Raw genomic sequence first — 15338 nt, forward strand, 5'->3', positions numbered from 1 at the left:
TTTCCCTAAGCGCGATAAGACAGGGAAAGCGATGAACTGGCAATGCCGCTTTACGTCGGGTTCAACTCTGGCGGCCAAGTTCTGGTTGCTTCGGCGTCAATCCAGTTTTTAACCCACTCGGCGGGTTCGGGGCGTGGATCTGAAATTCCCATTGCATCGAGCAAAACTTCTGTCGGAACTGCGCGACCTTTTTCAACAACGGCCGTGCGGAACAACACATGGCTGGCACAGGTGCCGTCTTTCTTGAACATGCCCTGTTCAATGTAGACGAATCGTTCATCCCACGTGGCGATTTTCGTGCGGGTCTCATATTTTTCAAACGGAGTAATCCGCTTGCGGTAACGGATTGACGTGCCCGCAACAGTCAGTCCCCACCGCTTTTTTTTGAGCAGCGCCCAAAGACCCATCCGTACGGCAGCCTGAAACCGCCCCATTTCATAAAGCGTCAGAATACGGCCGTTGTTCATTTCTGCGAAAATATCACAATCGACCAAACGACAACGGTGCTGGGACACGTGCATGTCCAGCGGGTTCATCGGGGGCATTTTACGGGCTGCGAACAAAGTCCAGCCAAGTCGAATAAATGGGTACATGCAACCTAAAGACGTCTAAGTGACGTGCACGTCAAGTATTGACGCTACGGAAGGTTATTGCCCTTTTGCGTTTGTATGCTTACCTCAGCCCAAACCAATTCAAGGACTCATCATGGTATCCATTATTCAAATCCTTCTCATGGTCGTCGGCGTCCTGCGCATGTTCATCATCGCGCATTTCATCATGTCATGGCTGATCCAGTTCCAAGTCCTCAACATTCGCCAGCAATTCGTCGCGCAAATTTGGTACGGTCTGAGCCGCCTGTTAGAACCTATCTACGGGCCGATCCGTCGTATCCTACCGCAAATGGGCGGGATCGACTTGTCGCCATTGGTGGCGCTTCTGGGTCTCGAAGCGGTCCGCATTGTCTTAACCAATCAACTGATCGCTTTCTCCTAAGGCTTGCCCCCAACCCTGTGCTGTGATTCTTTGCGCTCAAACGAGCAATAAAACAAACACACAGGTTTCTTGGAATGAGCGCTGCCACGCTTTTACGTGATGTCTTTGGCTTTGACGGTTTCCGTCCGGGCCAACAAGAGATCGTTGAAGCCGTGACAGACGGCAAGAACACGCTTGCCATCATGCCAACTGGCGGTGGCAAGTCGCTGTGTTTTCAGCTGCCAGCACTGGTGCGTGACGGTGTGACCGTCGTGATTTCCCCGCTGATTGCCCTTATGCGCGACCAAGTGCGCGGCCTTCGCGAAGCAGGCGTCGTCGCGGGGGCTTTGACCTCTGGTAACACCGAAGAAGAAACCGATGAAGTTTGGCGCAACCTTGAAAACGGCACGTTGAAACTTCTCTATATCGCGCCTGAACGTCTGGCATCGAATGGTGCACAGCGAATGTTGCGTCAGGCGGGGGTGTCGATGATCGCCGTGGATGAAGCGCACTGTGTGTCGCAATGGGGCCATGATTTTCGACCGGACTACCTGCGGATCGGGGAGCTGCGCCGGGACCTCGACGTGCCACTGGCCGCCTTCACGGCAACCGCGGATGCCGAAACGCGTGACGAAATCGTAGCAAAACTGTTTGGAGACCAACCGCCGGAAATCTTTCTGCACGGTTTTGATCGCCCAAATATCCACCTCGCGTTTGCCGCCAAAGATGGCCCGCGCGCGCAAATCTTGCGCTTTGCTGCAGCGCGCAAAGATCAAGCCGGCATTGTCTATTGCGGCACCCGCGCCAAGACCGAGACCCTCGCCAGGGCGTTGAGTGACCAAGGCCACACCGCCTGCTACTACCACGGAGGGATGGAGGCTGACGATCGTCGCATTGTTGAACGTCGTTTCCAACAAGAAGACGGGTTGATCGTCTGCGCCACCGTCGCCTTTGGCATGGGGATCGACAAACCCGATATCCGTTGGGTTGCCCATGCGGACCTGCCGAAATCGATCGAGTCCTACTATCAGGAAATCGGGCGTGCAGGTCGCGATGGCGATCCCGCTGAAACGCTCACCCTGTTTGGCCCAGACGATATCCGCTACCGTCGCCAACAGATCGACGAAGGCCTTGCACCGCCGGAACGACGAGAGGCCGACCACGGCCGCCTCAACGCTCTTCTCGGCCTTGCCGAGGCGCTGAAATGTCGCCGCGTGAATCTCCTGTCCTATTTCGGCGAAGACCCCGCGCCCTGTGGAAACTGCGATCTCTGTGACAAACCCGCCGATGTCTTCGATGGTACGACACCCGTACGAATGGCTCTTTCCGCCGCGCTGCGTACTGATGAACGGTTCGGGGCAGGGCATCTGATCGATATTCTCCTCGGGAATATGACCGACAAAGTACGACAGTGGAACCACGACGAACTGCCGACCTTCGCTGTCGGCAAAGACTATTCCCGCGTGCAATGGCAGGCCATCTTCCGCCAGATTATGGGCCATGACCTGATGCGCCCTGATGCCGAACGCCACGGAGCCTTGCGGATGACGCAAAAGGCCCGCCCTATCTTGCGGGATGAGGCCAAGATCGACCTGCGCCGCGACACGATCAAAGCCGCAAAATCCGGACCAAAGGTCAAACAAATGGTGTCCGAGGAAGACGCCCCCTTACTGTCCGCGCTAAAGGCCAAACGCCGTGCCTTTGCAGAACAGCTCGGTGGCCCCGCCTACATCGTTTTCAATGACCGTACCCTGATAGAAATGGCCGAAAAGCGGCCTACCAACCTCGATGAAATGGCACGCATTGGCGGCGTTGGCACCAAAAAGCTCGACAGCTATGGCTCGGCCTTTCTTGAGGTCATCAATGGCGAGGCCGAGGCGCTCCATCCGCAGCGCCAAAAACTCGCAGGGCGAACCGAAGGCTCGATCTATGACCGTCTGCTCGAAGTGCAGGCCGATCTATCTCGCGGACCGGAAGGAACAGATAAACCGATGTCTTGCACCGCGTCACAACTGGCCAAGGTTGCCAGCCAGAAACCCTCCGACGAAGCCGCAATCGCCCGTGTGCTCGGCGAGCGCCACGCTGATCGGTTTGGTACTGCGTTTCTTGAAATTTTGCGCGATGTCTAGACCTTCACCGCAAACGCACTATCTATTTCCTACCCAATCAAAGGCCATCCCATGCTGACTGTCATTTCGCCCGCCAAATCCCTCAACACAGACCCCGTGTCCGTTGAGGTGAGCGCGCCAGACTTCCAGAAAGAAGCAATCAGCCTCGCTAAGACATCCCGCAACCTCACGCTTGGTGGGCTGAAGGACCTCATGTCGATTTCCGATGATCTAGCCAAACTGAACCGTGACCGTTTCAAAGCCTTCGCAGATGTGCCCATGGCCGATCAAACCAAGGCAGCTGCGTTTATGTTTGATGGTGACACGTACCAAGGGCTAGAGGTCAAAACACTTGGCGAGGACGACTTGTCTTATGCGCAAAATCACTTGCGTATTCTGTCTGGCCTTTACGGCCTTCTGCGCCCCCTCGACGCGATCCAGCCCTACCGTCTGGAAATGGGCAGCCGACTGAAAACCCGTCGCGGCAAGAACCTTTATGACTACTGGGGCACGACGATTTCCAAGGCGTTGAATGAGCTTGGTGAGGCGCAGAATACGGACACACTCGTCAATTGCGCGTCCCAAGAATACTTTGGCGCAGCGGACACCAAAGCACTGAAGCTAAACGTCATTACGCCCGTGTTCATGGAGGTCAAAGATGACCGCCCACGTATCGTCAGCTTTTTTGCCAAGCGTGCACGCGGGGGCATGGCGCGCCATGTCGTCGAAAACCGCGTCACGACGATGGACGGTTTGCGGGACTTCGGGGCAGGTGGTTATGTCTATGACGCCGATCTCAGCGAAGACAATAAACCAGTGTTCCTGCGCGACTATCCTACCGCTTAAATACGTTCGATTGCCACCGCGATGCCCTGACCGCCACCAATGCACATGGTGATTAACGCGCATTTGCCGCCGGTCCGTTCCAACTCGTACATTGCCTTTACAGTGATGATTGCGCCGGTCGCACCCACGGGATGACCAAACGCAATTGCGCCGCCATTCGGGTTCACCTTCGTTGGATCAAGGCCGAGTTCTTTGTTCACGGCAAGCGCCTGAGACGCAAAGGCCTCATTGCTTTCGATGACATCGAAATCGCCAACCGATAGCCCGGTCTTGGCCAACAGGTTTTTAACCGCAGGCACGGGGCCGATCCCCATGACTTCGGGCCGCACGCCGGCATGGCCGTAACCCAAAACGCGGAACTTTGGTGTCAGCCCTGCTTTTTCGGCGGCGTCAGCGGTGGCCAGGACCACAGCCGCAGCCCCGTCGTTGATGCCGGACGCATTGCCCGCCGTGACAGTTCCGTCTTTTTGGAAAACAGTGCGAAGCCTACTCAAGGCCTCAAGCGTCGTCGCTTTTGGATGTTCGTCGCGCTGAAACTGCACGACCTCTCGGCGTTTTTTCACCTCAACCGGAACGATCTGCTCGTCGAAATATCCAGCCTCGATGGCAGCCGCTGCACGGTTTTGGGATTCGAGCGCAAAGGCATCTTGATCCTGCCGCGTGACCTTATGCTCGTCAGCTACGTTCTCAGCAGTGACACCCATATGCCCCGTTCCAAACGGACAGTTTAGGGCTCCGAGCATCATATCTTTGCCAACCACATCGCCCATTTTGGCACCCCAACGGGCATCGGGCAAAATGTAAGGAGAACGGCTCATGTTTTCTGCGCCACCGGCCAGACCAAATTCCGCATCGCCGAGGGACAGCGACTGAACAACAGAAATAATCGCCTGAAGGCCAGAGCCGCACAAACGGTTCACGTTCATAGCAGGAACTGTATTGGGGACACCCGCCTGCATCGCAGCCACGCGGCTCAAATACATGTCGCGCGGCTCGGTGTTGATGGCGTGGCCGAAGGTCACTGTGCCGATCTGCCGCGTGTCAACTCCGCCGCGTTCCATCGCCGCTTTGGCGACCGTCGCACCAAGGTCAATTGGCGCGACACCGGCAAGGCTTCCACCAAAGGCGCCAATAGCAGTCCGTGCTCCGGACAAGATTACGATCTCTGACATGGTATGTTCCCCCGTTACTTCGGGGCAACCTATCTGGCGACGGCCGTCTGCCAAGACTTACGTTGCGACCGTCGCCCGAAATTCAAAGAACCTGACGATTGGCAACGGTCAAATCGCGCGTTTCGTCCGCGCCCGTCAGCAACGTCCAAATTCTGAACATCGACATCCGATCGCTCATCTGGTCGATCGCGTCATCATGCGTTTCTTGCAGTTTTAGAACAGGAACAGTTTGGTTCGTATTGGTCATTGGCACTTTACCCTTTTGGCAATCTAATTGGATCGCCCCCACATGAAAGAGAATGTGCCGCAGCCCTTTACCAATTCCTTAACTCGCGTTGGGGCCTTAGAGATGATTTAACTTAATCGAGTTTCCAAATGGCCTAAAGTTGGACTGAGCCCTATGTTGTTGCGCGTTACTGACCTCGTCAAAACTTATCCTGCGCCTGATGGTATCTTGCCGATATTGCAGGGTATCAATATGACCTTGGAAAAGGGTGAAACACTGGCGCTGACAGGGGAATCTGGTAGCGGCAAAAGCACTTTGCTGCATCTGGTTGGAGGACTAGATCAACCGGACAGCGGAACGGTTGAATTGGAAGGGCAAGACATCGGTGGCCTGGATGACGCTGGCCGTGCAGCGGTTAGACGCGACAAAGTTGGCGTGGTGTTTCAGCAGTTCAATTTGATTCCATCGCTAAGCGTCGCGGCGAACATTGAATTCCAAGCGCGATTAAGCGGGCGCGAAAACGCCGAATGGACCCAAGACTTGGCCGCACGCATGGGCCTTTCGGATCAGCTATCGAAATACCCAGAACAACTGTCGGGTGGTCAACAACAGCGTGTCGCGATTGCGCGCACATTGGCGGCACGACCTGCACTTATCCTTGCGGATGAACCCACAGGAAATCTGGACGAGGCCACCGCCGATACCGTCTTGGACCTGATGCTATCCCTCGCTGCAGAAACAGAAGCCGCGATGTTGATGGTCACCCATTCCGAACGACTGGCCGCAAGAATGAGCCGCCGCATGCATTTGCGCAGCGGACGCATCGCATGACGAAAGCGGGCCTTCAGGCGCTCCTGTCTCATTGGAGGCGCAATCCGATGCAGCTGTTTACGTTGGTCGTCGGGTTGTCGTTGGCGACGGCTTTGTGGTCTGGCGTACAGGCCGTCAACGCCGAAGCCCGCGCAAGCTATGATGCCGCCGCCGAAACCTTGGGCGAAGGGCAATTCGCTCAGATTACATCGCCAACTGGGGAAATCGCGCAGAATGACTATATCCGCCTGCGCCGTGCGGGTTGGCTCGTGAGCCCAATCGTGCAGGGCCGCCTAGATGGAGTGCTAGTTATCGGGTTGGACCCTCTCACGTCCCCCAGTGGCATGGGCGGTCCTGATTTGGGCGAGGAAGGGTTTGCCGTAGACTCTTTGGTGGGCGGGGCCGTGCTTGGCCAACAATCGACTCTCGATCGCTTCAACGCTGAAAATGTAAATGAAATCGCAACTCCTGACGTCGCGCCGGACTTGCTTCTGACAGACGTCGGCACCGCACAACGGCTGCTCGGCCGAGAGGGTATTATTGATCGGATGATTGTCGCGCCCCAACAACCGATCAGACAGCTGCCGTTGCAGCAGGTCGCGCCCAACTTGGACCTGCGCGAACCGCAATCGGGTTCTGATGTCGCCCGTCTGACGGATAGTTTCCACCTCAACCTTACGGCGTTCGGGCTGCTGTCATTTGCAGTTGGTATCTTCATTGTTCATGGCGCAATTGGCCTCGCGTTTGAACAACGCCGCCCGATGATACGAACCCTTCGCGCGCTGGGCTTTCCACTGCGCCGCTTGATGGTCTTGATTGCGGCAGAACTCTTGATGATCTCGCTCATGGCAGGGGCCATCGGTGTTGGCCTCGGGTATGTTGTTGCGGCCGCACTTTTGCCTGACGTTGCAGCGACGTTGACCGGCCTTTATGGCGCGTCCGTGTCCGGTACTTTGCAATTGCGACCAGAATGGTGGTTGTCGGGCCTCGCGATTGCGGTTGGGGGCACAGGTTTGGCATCGGCTGCATCTTTATGGAAACTGTCCCGCATGCCACTGCTGGCCTCGGCGCAACCACGCGCATGGGGCATGCGAGCTGTCGCGGCGCGGGTGTGGCAGGCTGGGCTGGCCGTCACGCTGCTGTTGACCGCATTGGTCTTGGGATTGATCGGGGGCGGCCTCATTGCGGGGTTCGCGATGCTTGCCACCCTGTTGGTGGGCGCAGCGCTCGCGTTGCCCGTGATCCTTGACCGCCTGTTGGCATTCGGCGCAAAACGGGCAAAATCAGTGATGGCCCAGTGGTTTTGGGCCGACACGCGCCAACAGTTACCGGGCCTGTCTTTGGCTCTGATGGCGTTGCTGTTGGCAATGGCGGCAAACGTCGGTGTGTCGACAATGGTCAGCAGCTTTCGAATGACGTTCACGGGCTTTCTGGATCAAAGGTTGGCGTCTGAATTTTACGTCTATGCCGATGACGCCGATCAAGCGGAACGCCTTGCTGCATATCTAGAGCCACGCGTCGATCAGGTTCTGCCAATTCAGTCTACAACGCAGGATGTAAAAGGGATGCCGTCCGAGATTTACGGCCCAACACCGCATTCGACCTATCGTGACAATTGGGTGTTCTTGCAATCGACACCGGATGCTTGGGCGCAAATCGAAACCGCCCAAGGCGCAGCCATAAACGAGCAATTGGCCCGACGCATGGGGATCGAAATCGGAGATGAGATTACCTTGGCGGACGAAGCTTTCCCAGTGCTTGGCATCTATGGGGATTATGGAAACCCCATCGGTCAAGTGATCGTAACACAAACTGCGTTCGCGGCGTTGTTTCCAGATGTTCGCCCAGAAAGGTTTGGGCTGAGAATGGACCCTGCCAACGTGCCTGCACTGGCACAGGACCTGCGCGATGCATTTGGATTGGCCGATGACAACATGGTCGATCAGGCGGGCATCAAGGCATTTTCGCTTGCCGTTTTCGACCGCACGTTCACGGTTACGGGCGCATTGAATGTGTTGACGCTCGCGGTTGCGGGTTTCGCAATTTTGATGAGTTTGCTCACCCTTGCGACTATGCGTCTACCGCAACTTGCACCGGTTTGGGCGCAAGGGGTCACGCGGGCGCGATTGGGACAACTCGAAATCATCCGCGCGGTTCTATTGGCACTGCTGACGGCTGCTTTAGCACTGCCACTTGGCCTCGCTTTGGCGTGGACGCTGCTGGCGGTCGTAAACGTCGAAGCGTTTGGCTGGCGATTGCCGATGTTCCTGTTCCCGTTGGACTACTTACGTCTGGCGGTGTTTGCCGTCGCTGCCGCAGTTCTGGCGGCACTTTGGCCTGCACGAAAACTCGGCCGAACGAAACCCGCCGAACTGCTCAAGGTGTTTTCCAATGAACGCTAAAATCATAACCCTTCTCCTGCTTCCTTTAACGGCATCAGCCCAAGGCTTTGCAGGTTTGGGAACTGGGAGCGGCGCATTCGAAACCCCTGAACGACCCGCGATTTTTGATTTTCCGACGGACTATGGTCCACACACCGACTTCCGCATCGAATGGTGGTATTTAACGGCCAACCTCCAAGCAGAAGACGGAACGCCCTATGGGCTGCAATGGACGTTGTTCCGCTCCGCGCTGGCGCCGGTTGAGGGGGAAAGCTGGTCTTCACCACAATTCTGGATGGGGCACGCTGCCGTTACCACGCCTGACGCGCATTTCGTGACAGAACGCCTTGCACGTGGGGGTATTGGCCAAGCAGGGGTAAACGCCGATCCGTTCGAAGCGTGGATAGATGATTGGCAACTTGTCGGGACAGATTTTGACACTCTAGAGATGACCGCCAGCGGCCCTGATTTCGCCTATGACATGGGGCTCACGGCGCAGGGTCCTTTGGTATTTCACGGCGATGCTGGATACTCCGTGAAATCCGAACAGGGGCAAGCCAGCTATTATTACTCGCAGCCGTTCTACGACATTTCTGGCAGGCTTACTCTGCCCGACGGCGAAGTCGAGGTTACGGGGCAGGCGTGGCTTGATCGTGAATGGTCTTCGCAACCACTGTCCGACAATCAAACGGGGTGGGACTGGTTTTCGCTGTCTCTCGACACTGGAAAACTTATGGGATTCCGTTTGCGCCAAACGGATGGCAGCTACTACACGTCAGCGACTTGGATCGCGCTGGATGGCACTGCGACCGCCTATGGGGATGGCGCGTTTGTGGCCGAACCTGTTGCGACAACAGACGTGAATGGCCGCGAGATTCCGACAATGTGGACCGTTCGTCTTGATGCCCAAGGAGTGGACGTTGATGTCTATGCGTTGAACCCGCAGGCGTGGATGGACACGTCTATACCTTATTGGGAAGGTCCGATTATTGTTGAAGGATCCCACACTGGCCGCGGTTACCTCGAAATGACAGGCTACGACTGACACATCGCTGGCGCAGGTGTGATGACATGTCTCTCGCGTAGCACGGCACCCCACGCTAAGAAAACATTATGAAACAATCGATCCCATTCACCCGTGACCTCGTCTTTGTTGGCGGAGGGCACACTCATGCTCTTGTCCTGCGGTCATGGGGGATGAATCCCTTGCCCGGTGTACGGCTGACCGTCATCAATCCGGGTCCAACGGCGCCCTATTCGGGGATGTTACCGGGGTTTGTCGCGGGCCACTACACGCGCGATGAATTGGACATTGATCTGGTGAAACTCGCACGGTTCGCTGGCGCGCGTTTGATTGCAGGTAAGGCAAGCGCCATTGATCCTATAGCCAAGACCATCACAGTGCCAGATCGCCCGCCTATCGCATATGATGTGGCCGCGATTGATGTTGGCATAACGTCTGAAATGCCACGCCTTGCGGGGTTCACGGAACACGGCATTCCCGCGAAACCGTTAGGTATTTTTGCAAGCCGTTGGGATTCGTACCGAGAAACCGCAACTGCACCCAAAGTCGCCGTTATCGGCGGCGGTGTCGCAGGGGCGGAACTCGCCATGGCGATGGCCTATGCCCTGCGCGAAAAATCCCCAGAAGTGTCTCTGATTGATCGCGGCGAAGTCCTTGACGGGTTTGATGCACCCGCCCGCAATCGGTTGATGGCAGCCTTGGAAGAGTTGAACGTAACGTTGGTCGAACATGCTGACGTCGTCGAGGTTTTGGCCGATGCAGTTCGGCTATCGGACGGGACTTTGGTCGCGTCGGATTTTACCACAGGGGCGGCTGGCGCTCGTCCTCATGATTGGGTCTCAGACATTGGGTTGGATCTGCACGACGGGTTCCTGACGGTTGGCCCAACATTGGAAACATCCGACCCCAGTGTTTTTGCCGTAGGGGACTGCGCGCACCTGTCTCATGATCCGCGCCCAAAGGCTGGCGTTTTTGCCGTGCGCGAGGCGCCCTACCTGTTCGACAACCTGCGCGCCCGATTGTCTGGCGGCAAGATGCGGCATTATCATCCGCAAAAAGATTACCTGAAACTCATCTCATTGGGTGGCAAAGAAGCCCTTGCCGAAAAACTCGGGACGGCCCGACGGGGTGCGATGTTGTGGAAATGGAAAAACCACATAGATCGCAAATTCATGACCCAGTTCGACACGCTCCCGAATATGGAACAACCCCTTCCGACCCGAGTGGCGGATGGCGTTAAAGACGCGACAGGTAATGCGCCACTTTGTGGCGGTTGCGGTGCGAAGGTCGGGCGTGATGCACTACAAAACGCGCTGTCTGAACTGCCAGAAAGCCACCGCTCCGATGTATCCCGCCTTGCCGGAGACGATGCCGCAATACTGAGCATGGGCGACACCCGACAGGTTCTGACGACAGACCACCTGAGCGCGGTCACGGATGACCCCGTCACCATGGCCAAGATCGCAACGATTCACGCGCTGGGCGATATCTGGGCGATGGGCGCGGACCCGCAAGCTGCGGTTCTGTCTTTAACTTTGCCGCGCATGACATCTGACCTACAGCAACGAACAGTGTCCGAAATTACTCAAACCGTTGCACAACAGCTGAAAGACGCAGGTGCGACACTTGCTGGCGGGCACACCACGATGGGTGATGGCATGACCATTGGCCTGTCAGTCACGGGCCTGTGTGAGCGTGACCCGATCACGCTGGCGGGTGCGAAACCGGGCGATGTCTTGGTTCTTACCAAACCTGTTGGGTCCGGCACGATCCTTGCGGCGGATATGCAGCGCCGCGCACGTGGCGACGATGTGCTGGCCTGCCACCAGACCATGATGCAGCCCCAAGGTGACATCGCGCAACTGCTGCGTGGCGCAAACGCAATGACGGATGTGACGGGCTTTGGGCTGGCTGGGCACTTGGCGGGGCTGTGTGCTGCGTCCGGCGTCGGGGCGACTGTTCAACTTTCAGACGTTCCCTTGATGCTCGGCGCGTTGCATTTGGCCGAGGACGGCATCCGCTCAACGATCTATCCAGACAACCGCAATGACCCGCGCATAACGGCCCCCGATACGCCCCACGCGGCGTTGATGTTTGATCCGCAGACCTGCGGCGGATTGCTTGCCTCTGTGAATACGGAACGGGCCGAAGACTTAGCCGCCAACCACAAGGTTTGGATTATCGGCAAGGTCGTAGATGGTAGCGGTGTGACGTTCAGCTAGCGGCAATCGCTTCGGCGATTTGGCAGGCCAAAACCTCTCGTCCCGCTTCGCCCAAGTCGGTCACAGTGAACCGTTCCAGCACCTGCGCCCCATGTCGCGCCCGCGACGCGCGATAACTCGGGTCGTAGTGGTCTTCCATAAGCGCGCGCGCCAAGCCTTCGAGGTCACCGCCATCTAGCAATGCGCGCCATCCATCAACCAACCCACCGCGATGCCGACGCAAGATTTCCAGCTTGGAGATCATAGTTTCGCGGTTTGCACTCATGTCGGCATAGGCCTTCGCCAGATACCGCGCCCGAGCATCTAATGGTGCATCTATCTCTATCCGCGGCGCGGCCTTCATCGCAGTCCACAACGCGGGCGGAATAATGCGCGCTCCGATCTTGCTGCTTTCGGCCTCGATAATCACAGGGCGCGACGGATCAAACCCTGCCAAAGCAGAGGCCAGCGCAGTCTCGAAAGCCTTCTGCGATGGTTGCCCGCCCTCCATCGCCCCCAGCAGTGACCCGCGATGGTTTGCTAATCCTTCGAGGTCCAAAGCCTGCACGCCACCTGCGCCGAGAAGACGGAGTATTTCCGTTTTCGCGGTGCCAGTGTTGCCGTCGAGCAAGATAATACGATGGGTCAGTTCATCCGTATAAAGAGCATCGTAGACCAAGCGTCGAAACGTCTGATATCCGCCTTCAACGACTCCGGCGCGCCACCCGATCTGGGTTAGGATGGAGGCAAACGATCCGGATCGCTGACCACCACGCCAACAATATACCAAGGGACACCATCCGCCGTCTTTCTCGGCCAATGGACCAATTAGATGATCCGCCACATTGCGTGCGACCATCGCCGCCCCAAGTTTACGGGCGTTGAAGGGCGTATCTTGCACAAAGATCGTGCCGATTTCAGCCCTTTGATCGTTCGAGAGTGCGGGCAAATTAATAGCGCCCGGCACGTGGTCTTCAGCAAACTCCGCAGGAGAACGAACATCAATAACAGTGTCGAACCCATGGTTCAGCATGTCCGACAAAGTGGCGAAACTGGTTTTCATAAGACTTGCTTATCCGACCAGCTCTCTAGTCGAAAGCGGATAGCGTTAAGGACGCAAAGGACCACGCCCGTCTTCGTCTAGCGTGAACCAGTTGCCATTCTCACAGACCGCGGGAACCAACACACGTCCGTAGCCTGCACCGGCATCCAGATTGATCCGGTTGCCGTGGTGCTTCGGGAACTCAAGCGCCGTGTGACCATGCACAACAACTGCACCGTGATCCGCTTCGCTTTCCAGCCAGCCGTCCCGTATCCACGTCAGGTCGGCCTCGTCCTGTTGGTCCAATGGAATACCCGGACGGATGCCGGCGTGCACAAAGATATGGCCATGGGCTTGATGCATGCGCGGCTGCGTTTCGATCCAATCCAAGTGCGCCTGCGGAATCCTGTCTCGCGCGGCCTCTAGCAATTCAGCCAACAACTCAGGCGGAGTCGGATCTAATCCTTCCCGCAATAGGGTGTCCATACCACCACCCGCTGGGTGCTTGAATTCGGGCAGTTCAACATAAGACGCCAAAGTATTCACACCGCCAAGACGGTGATGCAGCCAACCTTTTCCGGACAAGATATGTGCATCATTCACGATGCCATGGGTCATAAACCGCCAGAACATGAGATCGTGGTTCCCGATCAAACAGGTCCAGGGTTTACCCGCTGCTTGCCCGTCCATGAGACGCTGAATAGCCCCGTTACTGTCAGGGCCGCGATCTACGTAGTCGCCGAGAAAAACGATAGGCGCGTCTGCGCCGCCGTCTGCTTCGATCAGGGCAAGCGCACGCTCGAGCTGATCGGAAAATCCGTGGATGTCACCAATGCAATAAAACATGCGCGCCATATGACAGGGGCCGCCCCTGATTACGAGGGGCGGCCCAAAATTGTCATTAGACTGTTGCGTTGTCGCGATTACGCGACGTCAAAAGACAGCGGTTTCACCTGCGTGAACATGCCTGTGGCCTCGAGTTCTTTAAGCGCTGTAGCTGGAACAGGTGCATCAACATAAAGCAACGCGATTGCCTCGCCGTTCGCTTCAGAACGACCAAGCGTAAAGTTCGCGATGTTTACGTCGTGCTTGCCCATAGTCTGACCCAATGTGCCGATGATGCCCGGAACGTCTTCGTTGGTCGTGTAAACCATATGCGCACCAATTTCGGCGTCGATGTTGATGCCTTTGATCTGGATGAAACGTGGCTTGCCATCGCTGAACACTGTGCCCGCGATAGAACGTTCGCGCTTGTCAGTTACGACAGTCACTTTGACGTAACCGTCGAATGCGCCAGATTTATCCTGCTTGGTTGTGGAAATCTGAATGCCACGCTCTTTTGCGATGACAGGCGCGCTGACCATGTTGGTGTCAGGGTTGGCCTTTTTCATGATGCCCGCAAGAACAGCAGCTGTCAGTGCCTTTAGGTTCATTTCGGAAACGGAACCGTCGAACATGATGTTGATCGCCGTGATCGGTTCATCTGTCATCTGACCCGTGAAGTTACCGAGGTGACCGGACAGGTCGATCCATGGCCCCATGATCTTGGCTTCTTCTGCTGTGACGGATGGCATGTTCAGCGCGTTGGTGACGGCACCTGTCATCAGATAGTCGGACATTTGTTCCGCCACCTGAAGGGCCACGTTTTCCTGCGCTTCGGTTGTTGCAGCACCGAGGTGCGGCGTAACAACGACGTTTGGCAAGTTGAATAGCGCGTTCTCTTTCGCAGGCTCTTCTGCGAATACGTCAAACGCAGCACCTGCCACGTGGCCGGATTTCAACAGGTCAGCCAAAGCGACTTCGTCAACCAGACCACCACGGGCACAGTTGATGATACGCACGCCTTTTTTGGTTTTGGCAAGGTTTTCAGCGGATAGGATGTTTTCAGTCACGCCCGCAATGAACGGTACGTGCAGCGTGATGAAATCAGACTTAGCCAACAGCTCTTCAAGCTCAACTTTTTGAACGCCCATCTGGTCGGCTTTTTCTTCGCCAAGGTAGGGGTCGTAGGCCATGACTTTCATTTTCAGGCCACGGGCACGGTCACAGACGATCCCGCCGATGTTACCTGCGCCGATCACGCCCAGTGTTTTACCTGTCAGCTCGACACCCATGAATTTGGACTTTTCCCATTTGCCAGCGTGCGTAGATTCAGACGCTTCTGGAATTTGACGCGCAACCGCGAACATCATCGCAATCGCGTGTTCAGCTGTTGTGATCATGTTGCCGAACGGTGTGTTCATGACAATGATACCAGCCTTAGAAGCAGCTTCTTTGTCGACGTTATCCGTACCGATACCAGCACGCCCGATAACTTTCAGGTTCGTGGCTTTTTCGATCAACGCAGCAGTCGCTTTGGTAGCGGAGCGGATCGCAAGGCCATCGTATTGGTCGATTACAGCGGCCAGCGCGTCTTTGTCTTTGCCAAGGTCCGGCATGAAGTCGACATCAACGCCGCGATCGCGGAAGATTTGAACGGCGGTTTCAGACAGTTTGTCAGATACGAGTACTTTAGGGGCCATGATTTTGGTCCTTTGAATATAGGGGAGGGTCGGG

13 protein-coding genes are annotated in these 15338 nt (G+C 56.5%); 7 read left to right on the forward strand and 6 right to left on the reverse strand.

Features of this window, described 5'->3' with window-relative positions:
- Window positions 1–50 precede the first annotated feature (50 nt).
- A complete protein-coding gene (locus KO486_RS04315) occupies window positions 51–593 on the reverse strand; it encodes an acyl-CoA thioesterase (protein ID WP_216036006.1) in 543 nt (180 codons plus the stop codon).
- A gap of 112 nt (window positions 594–705) precedes the next feature.
- On the opposite strand from KO486_RS04315, the gene KO486_RS04320 reads away from it, so the two are divergent.
- The 3 genes from KO486_RS04320 (at window position 706) to yaaA (ending at window position 3926) form a co-directional block, all read left to right on the forward strand.
- Window positions 706–993 (forward strand): YggT family protein, encoded by a 288-nt coding sequence (locus tag KO486_RS04320; protein WP_216036007.1) that lies wholly within the window; start codon window positions 706–708, stop codon window positions 991–993.
- Window positions 994–1067: 74 nt separating this feature from the next.
- Entirely contained in the window at window positions 1068–3101 is a 2034-nt protein-coding gene (recQ, locus tag KO486_RS04325; RefSeq protein ID WP_216036008.1) for a DNA helicase RecQ, read from the forward strand.
- A gap of 51 nt (window positions 3102–3152) precedes the next feature.
- Complete coding sequence (gene yaaA / locus KO486_RS04330) at window positions 3153–3926, forward strand: peroxide stress protein YaaA (protein ID WP_216036009.1); 774 nt, start codon at window positions 3153–3155, stop codon at window positions 3924–3926.
- On the opposite strand, the gene KO486_RS04335 is transcribed toward yaaA, so the two are convergent.
- Window positions 3923–5098, reverse strand: a complete 1176-nt coding sequence (locus KO486_RS04335; protein ID WP_216036010.1) for an acetyl-CoA C-acyltransferase family protein — start codon at window positions 5096–5098, stop codon at window positions 3923–3925. The two genes, yaaA and KO486_RS04335, sit on opposite strands and share 4 nt — an antisense overlap.
- Window positions 5099–5180: 82 nt before the next feature.
- Window positions 5181–5345, reverse strand: coding sequence for a hypothetical protein (locus KO486_RS04340; RefSeq protein WP_216036011.1), 165 nt, complete (start codon window positions 5343–5345; stop codon window positions 5181–5183).
- Window positions 5346–5498: 153 nt separating this feature from the next.
- On the opposite strand from KO486_RS04340, the gene KO486_RS04345 reads away from it, so the two are divergent.
- From KO486_RS04345 to selD, 4 genes are all read left to right on the forward strand, one after another.
- Window positions 5499–6155 (forward strand): ABC transporter ATP-binding protein, encoded by a 657-nt coding sequence (locus KO486_RS04345; RefSeq protein ID WP_216036012.1) that lies wholly within the window; start codon window positions 5499–5501, stop codon window positions 6153–6155.
- Window positions 6152–8536 carry an ABC transporter permease gene (locus KO486_RS04350; protein ID WP_216036013.1) on the forward strand — a complete coding sequence of 795 codons (2385 nt, stop codon included), beginning with the start codon at window positions 6152–6154 and terminating at the stop codon, window positions 8534–8536. Before KO486_RS04345 ends, KO486_RS04350 begins: the two co-directional genes overlap by 4 nt.
- A complete protein-coding gene (locus tag KO486_RS04355; RefSeq protein ID WP_216036014.1) occupies window positions 8526–9560 on the forward strand; it encodes a lipocalin-like domain-containing protein in 1035 nt (344 codons plus the stop codon). Before KO486_RS04350 ends, KO486_RS04355 begins: the two co-directional genes overlap by 11 nt.
- Before the next feature lie 68 nt (window positions 9561–9628).
- The gene (selD, locus tag KO486_RS04360) at window positions 9629–11761 is read left to right on the forward strand and encodes a selenide, water dikinase SelD (protein ID WP_216036015.1); all 2133 of its coding nucleotides are present in this window, start codon (window positions 9629–9631) and stop codon (window positions 11759–11761) included.
- Here selD and mnmH read toward each other — a convergent pair.
- From mnmH to serA, 3 genes are all read right to left on the reverse strand, one after another.
- A complete protein-coding gene (gene mnmH / locus KO486_RS04365; protein WP_216036016.1) occupies window positions 11754–12803 on the reverse strand; it encodes a tRNA 2-selenouridine(34) synthase MnmH in 1050 nt (349 codons plus the stop codon). The two genes, selD and mnmH, sit on opposite strands and share 8 nt — an antisense overlap.
- Before the next feature lie 45 nt (window positions 12804–12848).
- Window positions 12849–13637 carry a metallophosphoesterase gene (locus KO486_RS04370; protein ID WP_354667484.1) on the reverse strand — a complete coding sequence of 263 codons (789 nt, stop codon included), beginning with the start codon at window positions 13635–13637 and terminating at the stop codon, window positions 12849–12851.
- Window positions 13638–13705: 68 nt separating this feature from the next.
- Window positions 13706–15304, reverse strand: a complete 1599-nt coding sequence (gene serA, locus KO486_RS04375; RefSeq protein WP_216036017.1) for a phosphoglycerate dehydrogenase — start codon at window positions 15302–15304, stop codon at window positions 13706–13708.
- Window positions 15305–15338 lie beyond the last annotated feature (34 nt).

The sequence above is a fragment of the Octadecabacter sp. B2R22 genome (genome assembly GCF_018861045.1).
In the GTDB taxonomy this organism is placed as follows: domain Bacteria; phylum Pseudomonadota; class Alphaproteobacteria; order Rhodobacterales; family Rhodobacteraceae; genus Octadecabacter.

Excerpts from the sequence above, each read along its gene's own strand:
- KO486_RS04350 (WP_216036013.1), top strand. The coding sequence starts at position 6,152 with ATGACGAAAGCGGGCCTTCAGGCGCTCCTGTCTCATTGGAGGCGCAAT.
- recQ (WP_216036008.1), top strand. The coding sequence starts at position 1,068 with ATGAGCGCTGCCACGCTTTTACGTGATGTCTTTGGCTTTGACGGTTTC.
- KO486_RS04320 (WP_216036007.1), top strand. The coding sequence starts at position 706 with ATGGTATCCATTATTCAAATCCTTCTCATGGTCGTCGGCGTCCTGCGC.
- KO486_RS04315 (WP_216036006.1), bottom strand. The coding sequence starts at position 593 with ATGTACCCATTTATTCGACTTGGCTGGACTTTGTTCGCAGCCCGTAAA.
- KO486_RS04355 (WP_216036014.1), top strand. The coding sequence starts at position 8,526 with ATGAACGCTAAAATCATAACCCTTCTCCTGCTTCCTTTAACGGCATCA.
- yaaA (WP_216036009.1), top strand. The coding sequence starts at position 3,153 with ATGCTGACTGTCATTTCGCCCGCCAAATCCCTCAACACAGACCCCGTG.
- KO486_RS04370 (WP_354667484.1), bottom strand. The coding sequence starts at position 13,637 with ATGGCGCGCATGTTTTATTGCATTGGTGACATCCACGGATTTTCCGAT.
- KO486_RS04345 (WP_216036012.1), top strand. The coding sequence starts at position 5,499 with ATGTTGTTGCGCGTTACTGACCTCGTCAAAACTTATCCTGCGCCTGAT.
- selD (WP_216036015.1), top strand. The coding sequence starts at position 9,629 with ATGAAACAATCGATCCCATTCACCCGTGACCTCGTCTTTGTTGGCGGA.
- KO486_RS04335 (WP_216036010.1), bottom strand. The coding sequence starts at position 5,098 with ATGTCAGAGATCGTAATCTTGTCCGGAGCACGGACTGCTATTGGCGCC.
- KO486_RS04340 (WP_216036011.1), bottom strand. The coding sequence starts at position 5,345 with ATGACCAATACGAACCAAACTGTTCCTGTTCTAAAACTGCAAGAAACG.
- serA (WP_216036017.1), bottom strand. The coding sequence starts at position 15,304 with ATGGCCCCTAAAGTACTCGTATCTGACAAACTGTCTGAAACCGCCGTT.
- mnmH (WP_216036016.1), bottom strand. The coding sequence starts at position 12,803 with ATGAAAACCAGTTTCGCCACTTTGTCGGACATGCTGAACCATGGGTTC.